The following is a 19,858-nucleotide window of genomic DNA, read 5'->3' on the forward strand; positions in this document are numbered from 1 at the left end:
AGACATGCTTAAAGGGAAAGCTTAAGCCTGAATATGCTAAGACATGGATGTCTAAGATAAAAACATATCGATGATTTGAACGGACTGGAATTTGGGTGGTCAGGAATAAGTGATGGTTTAGACCGGATATGACGATTTCGGGAAAATTTCGGACATTTCATTTTTTTGCAAATCAACGACATAAAAAAAGACCGAATACGATTCCTATATTCGGTCCAGGGAAATGGCTCTTTGAGAGCCGTGCGCTAAAAGTTGGCATTTTTGCAGGCGAGGACGCCTTGCCATTTAAAGGTAGTTGAGGATTGCTGCTTTTCCAGCCAATCATCATATTTGGTACCGAAAGGTGACAACTCTGTGATCGCGCAGACAGAAGAGGAAAACAAGCGTAGCGGCTAAAATGTGCGCTACGCCTGAAAAACGAAGGTTACTTACCGCAAAGTTGCTGGGCGCGTTCGATGATCGGCTGCAGGCTCATTTTCTGGCCTGGATGCGCTTTATCTTCGGCTACGATGGTGTCAATCGATTGTAGCGTGCCCTGCCCGGCGGTTTTGCGCGCATAGGCTTTATCGTTGAGCGGATACTGCAGCAATGTGCCCGGATTAATCGCGAACAGCGCGCCGTCTTTCTCGCAGGTCAACATCACCTCTTCGCGGGTGAAGGGCCATTTGTCTTTTCCAATCTCAAAACGGCTGACGGTAATAATCTGTGCCGCCATCGCCTGGCTGCATAGCGCCATCAATACGCAAGCTGGAATCAGTTTCTTCAGCAAAATATCGACCTCATTTCATCTTCTTTAATGACACATTCAGGCCGGTGACAGCGTGGCAAACACGCTGACCAACCCAATAACAATAATGGCCAGCAGCAGCTCAAGCTGCGTCAGGCGAATAAACAGTTGCGATGCATTACTGGCCGCCAGGCGAAAGCGCGGCACCAGCAAGTAGCGATTGGTCAACGCGATAGCGATCATCAGCATGACGAGTAGCACTTTCACTACCAGCAGCTTGCTCCACAGCGTGGGTTGCCAATTCAGCGGTGAACCGGCAATCAACAAGCTATTAATGATGCCCGTTAACAGCGCTAACGCCACGGCCAGGTGTCCGTAGCGCGAGAAGCGCATCATGCAGCGGATCGCATCGGTGCGAACGGCAATCTGGCGCGCTTCCTGCATCAACAATAACAGCGGCAATAATCCGCCCGCCCAGAATGAAGCCGCTATTAAATGCAGCGCGTGATTGCCTTGTTGCAGCACGCCGGGCCAGCCATCATGCATCGCGGCATGCCCCACGCCCGCTAAGGCGATGAGTTGCATTAGGCCGCTACACAGCAGCAGATTTTGGCGCAGCGTGCCACGCAGCAGCAGTGCCAGCGTACTCAGCAGTGCAAAAGCGATTTCCCAGCGCCAAACCTGGCCGAAACGCGTGCTGAGCACGGCTTGCCAGGTTGCGCTATCACTGACATTACGCCATTCGCCGCTCATTAAGCCGGTTTGCGTCGCCAGCATTAACACGGCACTCAACAAACTCAGCATTGCGCTGGTGCCCAGGATGAGGAGTAAACGCTGCGCCAACTGAGCACGATAGCGGCGCGGTGCCAGCAATGCAGTATAAAAGGCGCTGCCCGCAAGCAACAAAACCGACATAAAGTGCAGCGCGCGCAGGCTAATCCACAGCGTGCTCAGGCTCATCAATCACTTCACGCTGAATACGTAGCTGCCTTTGGTTTTATGACCATCCACGGATAGCACATGCCAGTTCACCTGATAACTGCCCGACGGCAGCGGTTGGGCAATCGGGACAATCAGCTGGTCATGCTGCTTATTGTTCAGTTTGGCCTTCTCGACCGCCACCGGCTGGTGTTGCGCATTGAGCACTTCCACACCGCTAAACGCCGGTTCAACGTCTTCAGTAAAGGTTAACGTCAATTGCTGCGGTGAATGCTCAACCACGGCTTTGTCAGCGGGAACCGGGCTTTTCAGGTGAGCATGAGCCAGCGCAAACTGGCTAAAGGCGAGCGTGGATAACGCCAACAACAGCGCCACAACCGGGTTAAACGCAGTTTTCTTCATCACTTCTTCCCTTATATATACGGCAAACCACCGCAAACGTGGCAGCAGGATACGCCGCCGATCTGCGGGTGTCGAGACTTGCGGTGCGATCCAATCCCCTTGATCCCTGGGTCTGAAACCATTACTTTTGCCCCTGTTTATCAGGAGAAAAGCATGAGCCAAAACCTTGCCCTGCTCTCGCAGGAAGAGAAAGACAAAGTGAATGTCGATCTGGCCGCCGCGGGTGTTGCCTTTAAAGAGCGCTACAATATGCCGGTGATTGCCGAAATGGTGGAACGTGAGCAACCCGAAGCGCTGCGTGACTGGTTTCGTCAGCGTTTAATGAACTATCGTCAGGCTTCGCTCAGCCTGTCGCGCCTGCCCTACGAACCTAAGCAGAAGTAATCTATGTTACGTGTTATTGATACCGAAACCTGCGGCCTGCAAGGCGGCGTGGTTGAAGTGGCATCGGTGGATGTCATTGATGGTCAGATCGTCAATCCGATGAGCGACTTAATCTGCCCGGATCGCCCGATCAGTCGTCAGGCGATGGCGGTACATCGCATTACTGAAGCGATGGTGATCGGCAAACCCACCATTGAAGAAGCGATTGGCCGCTATCACGGCAGCCCACATTACGTGGCGCACAATGCCAGTTTTGATCGCCGCATGTTGCCCACCATGCCGGGCGAGTGGATTTGTACCATGACGCTGGCGCGCCAGCTGTGGCCCGGGATTAAATACGGTAATCAGGCGCTGCGTCATAGCCTTAAGCTGGAAGTCACGCCCCCGGCCGAACTGCATGCGCACCGCGCTTTGTATGACTGTTACGTCACCGCGGCCTTGCTGATCCGCATTATGGAAACATCAGGCTGGAACGCAGAGCAGATGGCGAACTTGTGCCAACCCGCACCTATGAGCGGCGATGTGTTCCCGTTCGGTAAATATCGCGGTCAGAGTATTGGCAGCATCGCGCGTAAGGATCCAGGCTATCTGCGCTGGGTACTGGAAAATGTGCGCGATTTGCGCCCACCGTTACGGCAGGCGCTGCGCAAGTATGTGAAGAGCGATCAGTAATCGACGCGGTCTGGCAAACTACCCTGCGCCAGGCCGATCAGAAAAGTGAACTCCTGCGCTACCCCTTCATAAGCTTTGAAACGCCCCGATTTACCGCCGTGACCGGAATCCATCTCGGTGCAGAGTAACAATAGCGAATCGTTGGTCTTCAGCTCGCGCAGTTTCGCTACCCACTTGGCCGGTTCCCAATACTGCACCTGCGAATCGTGCAGGCCGGTGGTCACCAGCAAATGCGGATAGGCTTTAGCCTCAATGTTGTCATACGGGCTGTATTCACGAATGGTGTGATAGAACTCAGCCTGCTCGGGATTTCCCCACTCATCGTATTCGCCGGTGGTGAGCGGAATCGACGGATCGAGCATGGTGGTGACCACATCAACAAACGGCACCTGTGCCACCACACCGTGGAACAGATCTGGCGCCATGTTGACCACACCGCCCATCAGTAATCCGCCAGCGCTACCGCCCATCGCGTAGAGCTGCTGGCGATTGCCATATCCTTTCGCCACCAGCGCTTCGGTGACATCAATAAAATCGGTGAAGCTGTTGATTTTATTCTTCAGGCGCCCGCCGTCATACCATTGCTGTCCGAGTTCGCCGCCGCCACGCACATGTATGATGGCGTAGACGAAGCCGCGCTCCAGCAAGCTGATGCGGCTGGTGCCGAAGCTGGCGTCCATGCTGCTGCCATAGGCACCGTAGCCATACGCCAGCAACGGATTTTTGCCGCGCTGGAAATGCTTGCGGTGGTAAACCAGTGACACCGGAACCTCGGTTCCATCACGCACCGTGATCCACAGATGCTCGCTTTTATAATCCTCAGATTTAAAGCCCGGTACCGGCGTACGCTTCAGGACACGGCGATCGCCGGTTTCCATGTTCAGTTCAAACAAGGTTGTCGGCGTGGTCATTGAGGAATAGCCGTAGCGCAACGTGTCGCTTTCCGGCGAAGGATTGTAAGCCAGCCAGGTCACATAGGCCGGATCGTCAAAAGCGATACCAAAGCTTTCACCGCTCTCCCAGTTAATCTGCCGTAACGTATTCACACCGTGCTGCCGCTCTTCGACCACCAGCCAATGGCGGAACAGCTGGAAGTCTTCCAGCACCACGTTGTCACGCGCCGGGATCAGCGATTGCCAGCGCGCTTCCGCTAGCCACGCGCTGCGATAGAGGCCGAAGTTTTTGCCGTCGCGATTCGAGCGAATGTAGAACTGGTGGTTGTAGTGATCAATGCTGTATTCGTGGTCACGGCGACGCGGGCAAAACGTTTGCGGCTGCGCATCCGGATATTCGGCATCGATCAGCAGAATCTCGCTGGTGGTAGTGCTGAACAACGCGATCAGAATGAAGTGCTCAGAGGTGGTTTTGTGCACACTGAGGTGGAAGGCATCATCCTTTTCCTCATACACCAGCTGATCGTCAGATTGTGGATGACCGAGTTCATGGCGCCAGACCTGATACGCCAGCAGCGTTTTCGGATGCTTACGCACGTAATAGAGCGTGCGGGAATCGTTGGCCCAGGCAACGCTGGATGAAGCATTGGTTAACACTTCTGGATACCAGCTACCGCTCTGCAAATTACGGAAACGAATGCCATATTGGCGGCGCGACAGAAAATCTTCAGCTAAGGCCATCACCTGATTATCCGGCGTGATCGCCAACGCGCCCATGGTGTAAAAGTCGCTGTGTGATGCCCGCTGGTTGCCATCGAGCAGCAGTTGCCAGGGCTCATCGGCTGACACATCGATCGGTTGTCGGAAATAAGCGGGATATTCATTGCCGACTTCATAGCGGCTTTGATAGCGATAACCGTTTTTCACATACGGCACCGAATGATCCTGCGGTGGAATACGGTCGACGATCTCTTTCAGCACCCTTTCCTGTAATGGATTTTGTGACGACATCATGGCGCGACCGTAATCATTTTCGGCATGCAGATGGGCCAGCACCTCAGGATTCTCGCGGTCGTCATCACGCAACCAGTGATAATTATCGATGCGCGTTTCACCGTGCAGATTCATTGCATGGGGGATTTTTTTCGCGTGTGGCTGATTCATTAGGCTCTTCTCCCTGAAGGACAACATTCTGCAAGCGTGGCACTAATCGCGCGCGATGCCAAGCTGCGCGCATCATCACACTGCGCAGGGTAAGCCAAGCATGAGAAGCGAAGGTTACGGACGCAACCTTCGCACAGCGTTACGCGGCTTTCTCAGCGTCGATATCACGCTGAATGCCGTCGCGTACATCTTGAGGGATTTTCAACGCATCGCCGAGCGCAGAGAGATAGCTGCGCTCCATAAAGTGATCGACATCGATGGCTGCACAGCTGAGGAAATAGAGCTCCAGGGCCTCTTCTTCGTTTTTGACGTCGGCGGCCAGCCAGTTGGGATCGAGCGGACGATTCATCGCCTGCTGAATTAACGTTTCGGCTTGTGCGCCGTAACCCGCTTGCTGGATGTTTTTTTCAATCGCTGCGCGCTCTTGATCGTCGATATGACCATCACTTTTCGCCGCGAACACCAGCGCCGTGACTAAACGTGCGGCACGTTGATCCATGGGCGTTTGCAGCTGGCCGAAACCCGCTTCATTCTGATGCGTTTCACGTATACGCTGTTTGTATTTATTCCACAGCAACGCGCCAGCCGCCGCGCCGCCGCCTAACAGCAATGCTTTGCCGCCGTATTGGGTCAGAAGCTTACGCGTGGATTTACTGCCGACCAGCAATCCTGCCAGCCCGCCTAATGCGCCGGGTGCCAGCATGTCGCTTAATCCGCCAGATTTTCCATCACCGCCCTTTTTCGCCAGCACGGATTGAATTTGCTGTAGCCAATTGCTCATCGTTTGACTCCTGTTGAATTTTCCGTCCTCCATGCTGCCGCAGGCTGTGTCAGTTAACGTCAGAGCGGGAAAAGTATGGCAAACCTGATGTTGGCGAAAGCGTGAGTACGCAAACGTTTTCGTTTATACTGCGCCCGCATTTTGACTGCTAAGGTGAAATTATGACGACTCTCGGAACCGCGCTGCGCCCTGCCGCAACGCGTGTCATGCTGTTAGGTTCAGGCGAATTAGGCAAAGAAGTGGCACTTGAATGCCAACGTCTTGGTGTGGAGGTGATCGCGGTGGACCGTTACGCCGATGCACCTGCCATGCATGTGGCGCATCGCAGCTATGTGATCAACATGCTGGACGGCGACGCGCTCGCTACACTGATTGCGCAGGAAAAGCCGCACTTTGTGGTACCGGAAATTGAAGCTATCGCCACCGAAAAACTGCTGGAACTGGAAGCACAAGGCCAGAAAGTAGTGCCGACCGCACGCGCCGCACGTCTGACCATGAACCGTGAAGGCATTCGCCGTCTGGCGGCGGAAGAGTTGTCCTTGCCGACCTCAACTTATCAGTTTGCTGATAGCAAAGAGAATTTTGTTGCAGCGGCGCATGCCATTGGATTCCCGTGCATCGTTAAGCCAGTGATGAGTTCATCCGGTAAAGGTCAGAGCTTTATGCGTGAAGCCAGCCAGCTGGATAAAGCCTGGGATTATGCACAGCAAGGCGGACGTGCCGGTGCCGGCCGCGTCATCGTTGAAGGGGTGGTGAAGTTTGATTTTGAAATCACTCTGCTCACCATCAGTGCAGTAGATGGTATCCATTTCTGCGCGCCGATTGGTCATCGTCAGGAAGAGGGTGATTACCGTGAATCCTGGCAGCCGCAGCAGATGAGTGAACTGGCACTGCAACGCGCGCAGGATATCGCCGCGAACGTGGTGAAAGCGCTTGGCGGTTACGGCCTGTTTGGCGTTGAGCTGTTTGTGTGTGGTGATGAAGTGGTGTTCAGCGAAGTCTCGCCGCGTCCGCATGATACCGGCATGGTAACGTTGATCTCGCAGGATCTGTCAGAATTTGCGCTGCATGTGCGCGCCTTCCTCGGCTTGCCAATTGGCGGCATCCGTCAATACGGACCCGCGGCATCGGCAGTGATTTTGCCAGAGCTGAACAGCCAGAACGTCGTGTTCGGGAATATCGAAGCCGCGCTGGGGGCCGGATTGCAACTGCGTCTATTTGGTAAGCCGGAAATCGCCGGTCAGCGCCGTTTGGGTGTGGCTTTAGCAACCGGTGAAAACACCGATGACGCTATCGCACGCGCCGTTGCCAGTGCGGCAGCGGTGAAAGTGGCAGGCTAGGTTAAAAACGAAAAGGTCGCCATCATTGGCGACCTACAATCCTCAGGTGCGCATTCCTGCGCACTTTCCAAAACGCCGTTAAGCGCGTGCTCCTTCAACCGCTTCACGCGCCAGACGTGTGATACGGTCCCAGTCGCCGGTTTCAAGCGCATCATTGGGTACCAGCCACGAACCGCCAATGCAAAGCACGCTTTTCAGCGCCAGATAATCACGGTAATTGGCTGGTGAGATGCCGCCCGTCGGGCAGAAACGCACCTGCGGGAACGGACCGCCAATCGCCGACAGCGCTTTCACGCCACCATTGGCTTCCGCCGGGAAGAATTTGAACTCACGCAGGCCATAATCCATGCCGGTCATCAGTTCTGAAACCGTGCTGATACCTGGGATTAATGGCACCGGACCTTCAACCGCCGCTTTCAGCAGCGACTCGGTCAATCCGGGGCTGATGACAAATTGCGCACCCGCGTCCGTCACTTCTTTTAGCTGTTGCGTGTTAATAACCGTGCCCGCCCCGACAATCGCTTCCGGTACTTCTTTAATCATTGCGCGCAATGCGTCCATCGCCACCGGCGTACGCAGCGTCACCTCCAGCACACGCACGCCGCCTGCGACCAGCGCTTTCGCCATCGGTACCGCATGTTCAAGCTTGTTAACCACGATGACCGGCACGACCGGGCCAGTTTTCAGGATCTGTTCTGCACTTGTTTTCCAGTTCTTCATCACGTTTCCTTAGTTGCATCAGCCCGGCATATGGCCACGCTGTCAATAATTGGGCTCTACCATACAAGATCGGCTTAAGCGGCGTCCATGGGATATCAAACTTTTTTGAAACTGGGGTTCAGTTTTTAGAAAAAAGGGATTTTGGACAAAAAAAAGCCCGCACAGTTGGCGGGCTTAGGATTGCGTCTTTATTCGAACTCGTTCCAGGAACGGCCATCACGCGTAATCATCGCGACAGAGGCAACCGGTCCCCATGTCCCCGCCTGATAGGGCTTCGGCGCTTCGGCATCGGCGTTCCACGCATCAATGATGGAATCCACCCAGCCCCATGCGGCTTCAACTTCATCACGACGCACAAACAGCGCCTGAATACCGCGCATGGTTTCCAGCAGCAGACGCTCGTAGGCATCCGCCAGATGCGACTGATTAAAGGTTTCCGAGTAGCTTAGATCCAATTTAGTCGTCTGCAGTTTGTGCTTGTGATCGAGTCCCGGCACTTTATTCAGAATTTCGATATCCACACCTTCGTCCGGCTGCAGACGGATGGTCAGCTTGTTCTGCGGCAGTTCGGCATACGAATCCTTGAACAAGTTCATCTCCGGGTTCTTGAAGTAAACTACCACTTCGGAGCATTTGGTTGGCAAGCGCTTGCCAGTACGCAGATAGAACGGCACGCCTGCCCAGCGCCAGTTGTCGATATCCACGCGGATGGCGACGAAGCTCTCCGTGGCGCTCTGCTTGTTGGCGCCCTCTTCTTCCAGATAGCCCGGCACTTTTTTACCCTGCACAAAACCCGCAGTGTACTGACCACGTACCGTCTTCTCGCGCACGTTAGTCTGATCAATACGGCGCAGTGAGCGCAGCACTTTCACCTTCTCATCACGAATCGCATCCGCGCTTAAATCAGACGGCGGCGACATGGCAATCATGGTGAGGATTTGCAACAGGTGGTTCTGGATCATGTCACGCATCTGGCCGGCTTTGTCGAAGTAACCCCAACGGCCTTCGATGCCCACCTCTTCCGCCACGGTGATCTGCACGTGATCGATGGTGCGGTTATCCCAGTTATTGACGAAGATGGAGTTGGCAAAACGCAGCGCCAGCAGATTGAGCACCGTCTCTTTACCGAGATAATGGTCAATACGGAAAACCTGACCTTCTTCGAAATATTTGCCGACGCTGTCATTGATTTCTTGTGAGGTTTCCAGTGACGTGCCGAGCGGCTTTTCCATAACCACGCGCGCCGGTTTGGCGTTCAGCTTGGCCGCGCCCAAACCGTCACAAATCGCGCCAAAGGTGCTTGGTGGCATAGCGAAGTAGTTAATGGTGACACGGTTTTTCTGGTCAAGCATTTTGCCCAGTTTGGTGAAATGTGAGGTGTCATTTACGTCGAGGTTACAGAAGTCGAGACGGCTGCTGAGTGTGTCCCACAGCGCTTCATCGATCTTCTCTTTCATGAAGGTTTCCAGCGCTTCACGAACCACTTTGGTATACGCCGCTTTATCCCAATCCGCGCGACCCACGCCAATAATGCGAGTGGTTTCATGAATCTGACCGGCTTTTTCCAGCTGATACAGTGATGGCAACAGTTTACGGCGCGCAAGATCGCCTTTGGCACCGAAAATCACCAGATCGCATGCCTGGGCTGTTTGTGTAACCGCCATTTTCCTCTCCTCGTTGCAGGATATACCCGGCTTGAGCGTTCTCATCACGCCGGGTCCTTATTGTAATTTTGTTACAGCACAATGTACGTTTTTCGCAGGTCCGGGACAACCCGAACGCAGTGTTTTGCTGGCGTTAACTGTGAACGTTATAAAGGTGTTAAGTGTGTTGTAGCGTGCCATTTGAGCACATTTTCTGTTTCGATATTTGTCGAGGCAAAACACGTCAGCGATCAAAGTATCGCAAAAAAATCGCGTTTACATTTGTCCTCCGCTGCGTGCGAGGGGCTATTACACGGTATATTCTTGAGAATTGGCAGCGATTTCATCCATTGATGAGCGCGGAAAAGTAATTGACGGTCATTAGGTTACCCATGCTGGAACAGATTCAGGCGCAATTAGATACGCTGAGCAAATCAGAACGTAAAGTCGCAGAGCAGATTCTGACTGCTCCACAACAGGCAATGCACTCCAGTATTGCCACGCTGGCACGTGCGGCTGACGTCAGCGAACCGACAGTGAACCGCTTCTGTCATCGCATGGGCACGCGCGGTTTCCCCGACTTTAAATTGCAGCTCGCGCAAAGTCTGGTTAAAAGCCCAAGTTGGGTAAGCCGCGATGTGGAAGAAAATGACAGTGTGGAAAGCTATAGCCACAAAATTTTCGACTCCGCGTTAGCGGGCCTTAGCCGCGTTCGTCAGCAACTCGACTCTCACGTCATCCGCCAGGCCGTTCAGGCTCTGTCAAAAGCGCATAAAATTGCCTTTTTTGGCTTGGGCGCTTCTGCCGTCGTTGCACACGATGCCACCAATAAATTTTTGCGGTTTAATCTGCCGGTCATCTGGTCAGAAGATATTGTGATCCAGCGCATGAGTTGCATAAATAGTGGTCCAAATGATGTGTTTGTTCTCATCTCGCATACTGGTCGCACCAAAAATATGATAGAACTGGCTCGCCTGGCGCGTGTAAACGCTTCCACTGTGCTGGCTATCACCTCTCCGGGTTCCCCGCTGGCGGCGGAAGCGACGCTGGCTTTGACGCTTGACGTGCCCGAAGATACCGATATCTACCTGCCAATGGTTTCCCGCCTTGCACAATTAACCGTGGTTGATGTTCTGGCGACAGGGTTTACCCTTGAGCGCGGCGCTGCTTTCCGGGAAAATTTGAAACGAGTGAAAGAAGCGCTGAAAGATTCACGCCTGGAGAAACAGGCACAAGAAAATAATTAACATCACATTCACAATGTGAGTCGAATCACAGCCCATCAATCATATAGAATAGATGAACACTACGTGTCGCTTGAGAGCGACACGATACTTTGCTAACGGAGTCCTTCATGTCCAGACGTCTCAGAAGAACCAAAATCGTTACAACCCTCGGTCCAGCCACCGATCGCGACAACAACCTCGAAAAAATCATCGCGGCGGGCGCTAACGTTGTACGACTCAACTTCTCCCACGGCACACCCGAAGATCATCAGCAGCGCGCCAATAAAGTGCGTGAAATTGCCGCCAAGCTGGGTCGTCACGTCGCGATCCTTGGCGACCTGCAGGGTCCAAAAATTCGTGTATCAACCTTCAAAGAAGGCAAAGTGTTCCTGAACGTCGGCGATCGTTTCCTGCTGGATGCCGATTTAAGTAAAGGTGAAGGCGACAAAGAGAAAGTCGGTATCGACTATAAAGGCCTGCCAGAAGATGTGGTGCCAGGCGATATCCTGCTGTTGGACGACGGTCGCGTACAGCTGAAAGTACTCGAAGTTCAGGGTGTGAAAGTGTTTACCGAAGTCACCGTCGGCGGCCCTCTCTCTAACAATAAAGGCATCAACAAACTCGGCGGCGGCTTGTCTGCAGATGCGCTGACAGAGAAAGATAAAGTCGATATCCTTACCGCCGCGAAAATCGGCGTGGATTATCTGGCCGTATCCTTCCCGCGTAATGGCGAAGATATGAATTATGCCCGCCGTCTGGCGCGCGACGCCGGTTGCGATGCGAAACTGGTGGCAAAAGTTGAACGTGCTGAAGCCGTTGCCTCACAGGAAGCGATGGATGACATCATCCTCGCTTCTGACGTGGTGATGGTTGCGCGTGGCGATTTGGGTGTAGAGATTGGCGATCCTGAGCTGGTGGGTATCCAGAAAGCCTTGATCCGTCGTGCGCGCCAGTTGAACCGTACCATCATCACCGCCACACAGATGATGGAATCAATGATCACCAATCCGATGCCAACGCGTGCGGAAGTTATGGATGTGGCGAACGCCGTGCTGGATGGTACTGATGCGGTGATGTTGTCGGCAGAAACGGCGGCAGGCCAATATCCGGCAGAAACCGTATCAGCGATGGCGAAAGTGTGTCTCGGCGCAGAAAAAATCCCGAGCGTTAACGTTTCTAAACACCGCCTGGAAGTGCAGTTCGATAACGTGGAAGAAGCGATTGCCATGTCCGCTATGTATGCAGCCAACCATCTGCAAGGTGTTTCGGCCATCATCACCATGACCGAATCTGGTCGCACCGCGCTAATGACTTCACGTATCACATCCGGTTTGCCGATTTTCGCTATGTCTCGCCATGAACGCACGCTAAACCTGACCGCGCTCTACCGAGGCGTCACACCGGTATTTTTCGACAGCAATAATGATGGTGTTGCTGCCGCGCACGATGCAGTGAACCTGCTGCGCGAAAAAGGTTTCCTCGTTTCAGGTGATCTGGTGATTGTTACCCAAGGCGACGTCATGTCGACCACCGGTACCACCAATACCAGCCGCGTGCTGCGCGTAGATTAATACGCACCCCCGACAGCGGCTGTAACAACATGGACAAACGCGACTGCCTGGCAGTCGCGTTTTTATTTTTTTGACAAGGAGGCCAGATGGCCCGCTATCAACCTATTTCCCAACTCACCGGGCGCGTGCTGTTGTTTCCGCTCGCGCTGGTGTTGTTTGAGTTCGCCACCTATATCGCGCATGACATGATTCAACCCGGCATGCTGTTGGTGACCTCTGAATTCAGCGTCGGCCCGGAATGGGTATCAACCTCGCTGACTGCCTATTTGATGGGCGGCGTGGTGCTGCAATGGCTGCTAGGTCCGCTGTCTGACAAGTATGGCCGCCGCCCGGTGCTGTTGTTTGGCATCCTGTTCTTTGCCGCCGCCTGTATCCTGACTACGTGGGTCAGCAGCATTGAAGAGTTCGTCGCGCTGCGCTTTGTTCAAGGCATTAGCCTGTGCTTTATTGGCGCCGTCAGCTATGCCGCAGTGCAGGAAGCCTTTGATGAAGCGTTGGCGGTGCGCATGATGGCACTGATGGCCAACGTTGCGCTACTGGCACCGTTAGCCGGCCCGCTGGCGGGTGCAGCATGGTTGACCGTTGGCGAGTGGCGCAGCATGTTCTGGCTGTTTGCGATTTGCAGCGTGATTGCTTTTGCCCTGCTGTGGCGCGTGATGCCGGAAACCGCGGGTGACCGCAGCCACTCCATCGCCCTGCCAACGTTGGCGCGAGGCTATGCGCGTTTAGCGCGCGATCGCCAGGTGATGTATGGATCGTTTGCGATTGGTTTGGTGTTTATCCCGATCCTGACATGGGTGGCGCTGTCGCCAGTGATCCTGATGCACGATGAAGGGCTTTCGCGGATGCAGTATGCGCTGCTGCAGCTACCGGTGTTTCTGGCAATGATTGCTGGCAATATCACGCTTGGCAAGTTAGCGGGTCGCGTACCGATTGAACAACCGGTGAAATTTGCCGCATGGCCTATTCTGATTGGTTTGAGTATTTCGCTGCTGGCTAACCTGCTCGATAGCCACACTTATCTGCTGCTGACTGCCGGTTTAAGCCTTTACGCCTTCGGCGCAGGCATGGTGAATGCTGGACTGTATCGTCTGACGCTTTACTCCAGCAATGAAGGCAAAGGCAGCGTCGCGGCGATGCTCGGCATGATCAGTATTCTGACCTTAGCGATTGGCATCGAACTGGCAAAAAGCGGTTATTTCAGTGGCGGCACACCTTGGTTTAGCGGCATCAACTTTATCGCTGGCGTATTGTGGTTTGGCCTGGTCACGCTGTTCCTGCGCGAACGCAAGCGTCGTAGCAAAGTCGAAGCCATAGAATGACAAAGGGGCCAACTGGCCCCTTTTTTATTTTTTGCGTGGATAAAGATCTTTACGCGCATAAGGTTCGATATCCCCTTCCTTGCGCGTTTTTAACAGCTTTAAAATCCAGGTGTACTGCTCGGGATGCGGACGCACAAACACTTCAACTTCTTCATTCATGCGACGCGCCAGCGTGTTGTCATCGGCATCCAGCAGGTCGTCCATCGGTGGACGCACATAGATTTCCAGCCGATGCGTTTCGCTGTTATACACCGGGAATAGCGGCACTACACGCGCACGGCACACCTTCATTAGACGCCCTACCGCGGGCAATGTCGCTTTGTAAGTGGCAAAGAAATCGACAAACTCACTGTGCTCCGGGCCATGATCCTGATCCGGCAGATAATAGCCGTAATATCCCTGACGCACCGACGCGATAAACGGCTTGATGCCGTCGTTACGCGCATGCATACGGCCGCCGAAACGGCGTCGCACGGTATTCCACAGGTAATCCATCAGCGGATCGCTTTGGTTGTGAAACATCGCCGCCATCATCTGACCTTCAGACGCCAGCAGCATGGCCGGAATATCAACACCCCAACCGTGCGGCACTAAGAAAATGACGTTTTCTTTATTCGCCTGCAGCTGCTCAATGATTTCCCGGCCATGCCAGTCAACACGCTTACGCACATGCGCGGGGTTGCGCATGCCTAACTCGGCCATCATTGCCATCGCCTGTGGAGCAGTGGCAAACATACGATCAGCAATCTCTTCGCGCTGCGCTTCACTCAATTCAGGCAGGCAATAATAGAGATTGATCAGCGCACGGCGGCGCGCACTTTTTGCCAGTTTACCGGCGAATTTGCCCAATCCGCCTAGAATCGGATCGCGCACTTTGGCAGGGAGCAACGCCATGCCAGCCAGCGCGCCAACCGCCAGCCAACTGCCCCAGTATTTCGGCTTTAAAAAAGAACGTTGAAAAACGGGAATAAACTCACTGTTATTTTTCTTTCGGGTTTCCATGCACTCGCCTCTGACAATGACCGGTCAATAATAGTGACGGTGGTTAATTTTGCAATCTTCATGCGCCAGATAGCAAAAAACCGACGAAGAATCCGTCGGTTTTTAAGTGTTACGCGCAATAATGCGTTATTTCAACGTCAACTGCGGTAACCATGTTTTTACTTGCGCCATGTAAGTGCTGCGATCTTTACCGGTCAGCCCTTCCATACGCGGCAGTTTCGCCGTCAATGGATTCACCGCCTGGTTGTTGATCCACACTTCATAATGCAGATGCGGACCGGTTGAACGTCCGGTGTTGCCCGACAACGCGATGCGATCGCCGCGTTTCACTTTTTGTCCTGGTTTCACCAGTGCTTTACTCAGGTGCATGTAGCGCGTCATATACTGACGACCGTGACGAATTGCCACATAGTTACCGGCAGCGCCGCCGTTCTTCGCCATGACCACTTCGCCATCGCCAACCGCCAACACCGGCGTTCCAATCGGCAGCGCGAAGTCGACACCTTTATGCGGTGCAATGCGCCCGGTCACCGGGTTGAGACGGCGCGGATTAAAGTTAGAGGAGACGCGATACTGCTTAACCGTTGGGAAGCGCATGAAACCACGCGCTAATCCTGACGCATTGCGATCGTAGAATTTGCCGTCTTCCGCACGGAAAGCGTAATAATCTTTGCCGCCGGTGCGCAGACGTACACCCAGCAGTTGGCTTTGGGCACTTTTACCGTCGAGCATTTCACGTGACATCAGCACACTAAAATCATCGCCGGCGCGCAGTTTGCGGAAGTCCATCTGCCACTGCATCGCTTTAATCACGTTGCTGGTTTCGGCGCTATTGAGGCCGGCACGCTGAGCGCTGGCGGCAAAGCTGCCACGTACTTCGCCTTTCAGCACGCTGTTCTGCCATTCACCCTTTTGCAACTCTTGCTGCATCTTAAAGCTGCCGTTATCAGCGCGCTGATAAGTACGGGTTTCACGGCGATCAATTTCCCAGCTGAAAGTCTGTAGTTGACCATCCGCATCTAGCGTCCAGCTGAGTTGCTGGCCGACGCGCATATTACGCAGATCTTTATCACTGCTGACCAGCGCGTTGATATCGCCCATCTCAATGCCGTACTGATTTAACGCGCTGCTCAGCGTATCGCCGGAAGAGACGGTGTAATCGTGTATGTTTGGATTGTCTGGGACGTCTTTATCGATGTCGTCAGCAGGAATATCATCTGCCGGTTCTTCAGTAGTCTGGTCAATTGGCTCGCTGGCCTCTGGCAACAGCGTGCGCAGTTCGTCTTTGTCCAACGCGATAGTTTTCACGATGGGCGCTACATCACGGGGATGATAGACGTAAGGCCGCCAGACTGCGACGGCCAATGTGACAACGGTTAATGAACCCAGCATAACGCGGTGGGGACGCGGCAAATTATTAAATGCGAGGGCGACAGAGCGGGCTATCTGCTGCACTTTTACTTATTCCTCATGCTCCATTCAGGCAGCTCGCATACTGGCTCGACAGCTGTGAAAGAAATTTCACGTAGCTATCTTTGGATAAGCTGATGTCCATACCCAACGGATCTAACGTGCCTTTGCGCACGGTGGTTCCACGGGACACGGCATCGATGACGGCCGGTCTGAATTGTGGTTCAGCGAAAACGCATACGGCTTTCTGCTCAACCAACTGTGTTCGTATTTGATGTAAACGCTGGGCGCCTGGTTGGATCTCAGGATTGACGGTGAAATGACCTAATGGTGACAAACCGTAATGTTTTTCAAAGTAGCTGTAAGCGTCGTGAAAAACGAAATAACCCTTGTTCCGCACAGGCGCGAGTTGCGCGCCGATGTGTTTGTCTGCATCGGCTAATTCTGCTTTAAATTCCTGCAGATTAGCGTCAAGTTTGGCTTTGCTTTGCGGCATAAGTTCCAATAATTTTCCATGGATTGCAACCGCAGATTGTAAGGCCATGTCAGGGGACATCCACAGGTGCATATTAAACTGTCCGTGGTGATGGTGCGCATGAGACGCGTCCTGGTCTTCGGAATTTTCTGAGTCATGTTCATGATCGTGACCGTGCTCATGTTCTTCGTCGTCATCATCGCCATTAATCAAAAGCGGTTTTATGCCTGGCAATGCAGCAATTTCGAGGTTTTTGTTAGCGGGTAACTCCGCTGCGGACTTGGTGAGAAAGGCTTCCATTTCTGGTCCGGTCCACACCACTAAGTCTGCGTTTTTAATACGTTTTACATCAGAAGGGCGTAAGGCATAATCATGTTCTGATGCGCCGTCTGGAAGTAATACTTCAACCGGTGTAATGCCATCAGCGATAGCCGCTGCGATAAATCCGAGAGGTTTGATTGACGCGACTACCGCAGAGTGCGCGGGTAATGCGCTGGTAGCGGCCATTGCCGCAGCAGTAAGGGTAAAAATAAGGCGCTTTTTATTGTGTAACATAATACGTCATTCCATCGTGACCCGTTGATGGAATGTGATATTATAACATTCGAAATTCTATGCAACCCGTAAATATCATGTCGCCACTTGTTACTCTTGAAAACGTTTCTGTGAAATTCTCCCAGCGTCCGGTGCTTGCAGGCATTAGCCTCTCGCTAGAACCGGGAAAAATTCTCACGCTGCTCGGCCCGAATGGCGCTGGCAAATCCACGCTGGTTCGCGCAGTGCTGGGGCTGCTCAAACCCACCAGCGGCAGTGTCAAACGAGCCGCTGATTTACGTATCGGTTATGTGCCGCAAAAGCTGCACATCGACCCAACTTTGCCGATCACCGTTGAGCGCTTTATGCGACTGTCGCGCGGCACCCAACGCGATGGCATTTTGCCAGCGTTAAAACGCGTTCAGGCCGGACATTTGCTCAACGCAACACTGCAAAAACTTTCGGGCGGGGAAACACAACGTGTTTTACTGGCGCGAGCGTTGCTTAATCAGCCGCAGCTGCTGGTGCTGGACGAACCGACGCAGGGTGTTGACGTCAATGGCCAGGTCGCATTGTATGATTTGATCGACCAATTACGGCGTGAATTGAACTGCGGCGTGCTGATGGTTTCGCATGACCTGCATCTGGTGATGGCGAAAACCGACGAAGTGCTGTGCCTCAACCATCATATTTGCTGTTCCGGCACGCCGGAAGCGGTGTCACAACATCCAGAGTTCATTGCGATGTTTGGCCCGCGTGGCGCGCAACAGTTGGCAATTTATCGTCACCATCATAATCACCGTCACGATTTACAGGGACGCATTGTTCTGCGCAAAGGAAATGGCCCGTCATGATTGAACTGTTATTACCTGGCTGGCTAGGCGGCGTCTTGCTGGCGCTGGCAGCCGGCCCGCTCGGCTCATTTGTAGTTTGGCGCCGCATGTCCTATTTCGGCGATACCCTTGCCCATGCATCATTGCTGGGTGTGGCATTTGGGTTACTGCTCAACGTGAATCCCTATTACGCGGTGATTCTGGTGACCGTGTGTCTGGCGTTGGGATTAGTATGGCTTGAGCGTCGTCCGCATCTGGCCATCGATACGCTGCTCGGCATTATGGCGCACAGCGCGCTGTCGCTGGGTTTGGTGGTCGTCAGTCTGATGCAAGGCGTGCGCGTCGATCTGATGGCTTACCTGTTTGGCGATCTGCTGGCGGTGACGCCCGATGACTTATGGATGATGGGCGGCGGCGTGGCGATTGTGCTGGCCGTGATGGCGTGGCAATGGAATTCATTGTTGTCGATGACCATCAGTCCGGAACTGGCGCAGGTGGATGGCGTCAACATTCAACGTACCCGTTTGATGCTGATGCTGGTGACCGCATTAACTATCGGCGTAGCGATGAAGTTCGTCGGCGCATTGATTATTACGTCACTGCTGATTATTCCGGCGGCGACTGCGCGTCGTTTCTCGCGCTCACCGGAGCAAATGGCGGGGATAGCGGTGATTGCAGGTGTGATCGCGGTGACCGGGGGACTCACCTTCTCGGCCACCTATGATACGCCTGCCGGTCCTTCGGTGGTGTTATGCGCCGCGGTGCTGTTCATCATCAGCATGGCAAAAAAACCGGCGGCATAACGCCGGTTTACTCTTCGCGACTTATGCCGAAGTGTTTGTAAGCATGCTGCGTTGCCATTCGGCCGCGCGGTGTACGTTGAATGAATCCTTGCTGAATCAGGAAGGGTTCAATCACATCCTCGATCGTTTCCCGCTCTTCGCCAATCGCCGCAGCCAGGTTATCCAAACCCACCGGACCACCCGAAAATTTATCGATGATCGCCAGCAGCAGCTTACGGTCCATATAATCAAAACCCTGGCTGTCGACATTCAGCATATCGAGCGCGCTGGCTGACACTTCGCCGCTCAGGTTGCCATTGGCGCGCACTTCAGCAAAGTCACGTACGCGACGCAGCAGGCGGTTAGCGATACGCGGCGTACCGCGCGCACGACGCGCTATTTCTAACGCGCCCTCTTCACTCAGCGCCAGGCCAAGACAAGCCGCGCTGCGGCCAACGATATGCTGCAGATCGGGCACGTTATAGAATTCAAGGCGCTGCACGATGCCGAAGCGGTCGCGCAGCGGCGAAGTTAACGAACCGGCGCGCGTTGTGGCCCCAATCAGGGTAAACGGCGGCAGATCGAGTTTAATCGAACGCGCAGCAGGGCCTTCACCGATCATGATATCCAGCTGATAATCTTCCATCGCCGGATACAACACTTCTTCCACCACTGGCGACAGGCGGTGGATCTCATCGATAAACAGCACATCGTGAGGTTCAAGATTGGTGAGCATCGCCGCCAGATCGCCCGCTTTTTCCAGCACCGGCCCCGATGTCGTACGCAGATTAACGCCCATTTCATTCGCGACGATGTTGGCCAGGGTGGTTTTACCTAATCCCGGTGGGCCAAAAATCAGCAGATGATCGAGTGCATCGCCACGCAGTTTCGCGGCCTGGATGAAAATCTCCATTTGCTCACGCACCTGCGGCTGGCCAACATATTCCGTTAGCAGCTTTGGTCGAATGGCACGGTCGAGCGTTTCTTCTTCATTAAAGGAACTGCCCGAGACCAGGCGATCGGCTTCAATCATGCTTT

Annotated in this window: 19 protein-coding genes; 8 read left to right on the plus strand and 11 right to left on the minus strand. The window is 53.8% G+C overall.

What is annotated here, in order from left to right; translation table 11 throughout:
* Positions 1-424: 424 nt before the first annotated feature.
* Genes AC6I8K_RS10680 through copC form a run of 3 tightly spaced genes read right to left on the minus strand, consistent with a single transcriptional unit; the run spans position 425 to position 2,068 of the window.
* Positions 425-772 (minus strand): YebY family protein, encoded by a 348-nt coding sequence (locus tag AC6I8K_RS10680; protein ID WP_497827241.1) that lies wholly within the window; start codon positions 770-772, stop codon positions 425-427.
* Positions 773-805: 33 nt separating this feature from the next.
* Positions 806-1,687 (minus strand): copper homeostasis membrane protein CopD, encoded by an 882-nt coding sequence (gene copD, locus AC6I8K_RS10685; protein ID WP_483817551.1) that lies wholly within the window; start codon positions 1,685-1,687, stop codon positions 806-808.
* 3 nt (positions 1,688-1,690) lie between these two features.
* Entirely contained in the window at positions 1,691-2,068 is a 378-nt protein-coding gene (gene copC, locus AC6I8K_RS10690; protein WP_483817552.1) for a copper homeostasis periplasmic binding protein CopC, read from the minus strand.
* A 153-nt stretch (positions 2,069-2,221) separates the two neighbouring features.
* Here copC and AC6I8K_RS10695 point away from each other — a divergent pair, with 153 nt between their 5' ends.
* Complete coding sequence (locus tag AC6I8K_RS10695; RefSeq protein ID WP_008110458.1) at positions 2,222-2,452, plus strand: DNA polymerase III subunit theta; 231 nt, start codon at positions 2,222-2,224, stop codon at positions 2,450-2,452.
* A 3-nt stretch (positions 2,453-2,455) separates the two neighbouring features.
* Positions 2,456-3,124: an exodeoxyribonuclease X gene (gene exoX, locus AC6I8K_RS10700; protein ID WP_497826693.1), complete on the plus strand. Its 669-nt coding sequence runs from the start codon at positions 2,456-2,458 to the stop codon at positions 3,122-3,124.
* Here the strand turns inward: exoX and AC6I8K_RS10705 are convergent.
* Positions 3,118-5,181: a prolyl oligopeptidase family serine peptidase gene (locus AC6I8K_RS10705; RefSeq protein WP_483817553.1), complete on the minus strand. Its 2,064-nt coding sequence runs from the start codon at positions 5,179-5,181 to the stop codon at positions 3,118-3,120. The two genes, exoX and AC6I8K_RS10705, sit on opposite strands and share 7 nt — an antisense overlap.
* Positions 5,182-5,320: 139 nt before the next feature.
* Entirely contained in the window at positions 5,321-5,962 is a 642-nt protein-coding gene (locus AC6I8K_RS10710; RefSeq protein ID WP_483817554.1) for a tellurite resistance TerB family protein, read from the minus strand.
* A gap of 161 nt (positions 5,963-6,123) precedes the next feature.
* Between AC6I8K_RS10710 and purT the strand changes: the two genes are divergently transcribed.
* Entirely contained in the window at positions 6,124-7,302 is a 1,179-nt protein-coding gene (gene purT, locus AC6I8K_RS10715) for a formate-dependent phosphoribosylglycinamide formyltransferase (RefSeq protein ID WP_497826694.1), read from the plus strand.
* 78 nt (positions 7,303-7,380) lie between these two features.
* Here the strand turns inward: purT and AC6I8K_RS10720 are convergent, their stop codons facing one another.
* The gene (locus AC6I8K_RS10720; protein WP_007889572.1) at positions 7,381-8,022 is read right to left on the minus strand and encodes a bifunctional 4-hydroxy-2-oxoglutarate aldolase/2-dehydro-3-deoxy-phosphogluconate aldolase; all 642 of its coding nucleotides are present in this window, start codon (positions 8,020-8,022) and stop codon (positions 7,381-7,383) included.
* Between the two features lie 188 nt (positions 8,023-8,210).
* On the minus strand, positions 8,211-9,686 hold the full coding sequence (zwf, locus tag AC6I8K_RS10725) for a glucose-6-phosphate dehydrogenase (protein WP_036650196.1): 1,476 nt from the start codon (positions 9,684-9,686) through the stop codon (positions 8,211-8,213).
* A gap of 371 nt (positions 9,687-10,057) precedes the next feature.
* Here zwf and AC6I8K_RS10730 point away from each other — a divergent pair, with 371 nt between their 5' ends.
* The 3 genes from AC6I8K_RS10730 (at position 10,058) to AC6I8K_RS10740 (ending at position 13,784) form a co-directional block, all read left to right on the plus strand.
* Positions 10,058-10,912 (plus strand): MurR/RpiR family transcriptional regulator, encoded by an 855-nt coding sequence (locus AC6I8K_RS10730; protein ID WP_483817556.1) that lies wholly within the window; start codon positions 10,058-10,060, stop codon positions 10,910-10,912.
* Between the two features lie 107 nt (positions 10,913-11,019).
* On the plus strand, positions 11,020-12,462 hold the full coding sequence (gene pyk / locus AC6I8K_RS10735) for a pyruvate kinase (RefSeq protein WP_497826695.1): 1,443 nt from the start codon (positions 11,020-11,022) through the stop codon (positions 12,460-12,462).
* An 86-nt stretch (positions 12,463-12,548) separates the two neighbouring features.
* Positions 12,549-13,784, plus strand: coding sequence for an MFS transporter (locus AC6I8K_RS10740; protein ID WP_064738915.1), 1,236 nt, complete (start codon positions 12,549-12,551; stop codon positions 13,782-13,784).
* Between the two features lie 24 nt (positions 13,785-13,808).
* On the opposite strand, the gene lpxM is transcribed toward AC6I8K_RS10740, so the two are convergent.
* The 3 genes from lpxM to znuA form a co-directional block, all read right to left on the minus strand.
* Positions 13,809-14,786, minus strand: coding sequence for a lauroyl-Kdo(2)-lipid IV(A) myristoyltransferase (gene lpxM / locus AC6I8K_RS10745; protein ID WP_064738916.1), 978 nt, complete (start codon positions 14,784-14,786; stop codon positions 13,809-13,811).
* A 126-nt stretch (positions 14,787-14,912) separates the two neighbouring features.
* On the minus strand, positions 14,913-16,241 hold the full coding sequence (mepM, locus tag AC6I8K_RS10750; RefSeq protein ID WP_064738917.1) for a murein DD-endopeptidase MepM: 1,329 nt from the start codon (positions 16,239-16,241) through the stop codon (positions 14,913-14,915).
* 13 nt (positions 16,242-16,254) lie between these two features.
* Positions 16,255-17,226, minus strand: a complete 972-nt coding sequence (gene znuA / locus AC6I8K_RS10755; protein ID WP_064738918.1) for a zinc ABC transporter substrate-binding protein ZnuA — start codon at positions 17,224-17,226, stop codon at positions 16,255-16,257.
* 77 nt (positions 17,227-17,303) lie between these two features.
* Between znuA and znuC the strand changes: the two genes are divergently transcribed.
* Positions 17,304-18,059 (plus strand): zinc ABC transporter ATP-binding protein ZnuC, encoded by a 756-nt coding sequence (znuC, locus tag AC6I8K_RS10760; protein WP_483817557.1) that lies wholly within the window; start codon positions 17,304-17,306, stop codon positions 18,057-18,059.
* Positions 18,056-18,841 (plus strand): zinc ABC transporter permease subunit ZnuB, encoded by a 786-nt coding sequence (gene znuB, locus AC6I8K_RS10765; protein ID WP_064738919.1) that lies wholly within the window; start codon positions 18,056-18,058, stop codon positions 18,839-18,841. The genes znuC and znuB overlap by 4 nt, the downstream gene beginning before the upstream one ends.
* Positions 18,842-18,848: 7 nt before the next feature.
* Here znuB and ruvB read toward each other — a convergent pair whose 3' ends face one another.
* The gene (ruvB, locus tag AC6I8K_RS10770) at positions 18,849-19,853 is read right to left on the minus strand and encodes a Holliday junction branch migration DNA helicase RuvB (RefSeq protein WP_007889560.1); all 1,005 of its coding nucleotides are present in this window, start codon (positions 19,851-19,853) and stop codon (positions 18,849-18,851) included.
* Between the last annotated feature and the right edge of the window lie 5 nt (positions 19,854-19,858).

It is taken from the genome of Pantoea sp. X-Soil-ISGK-421 (assembly GCF_059730785.1).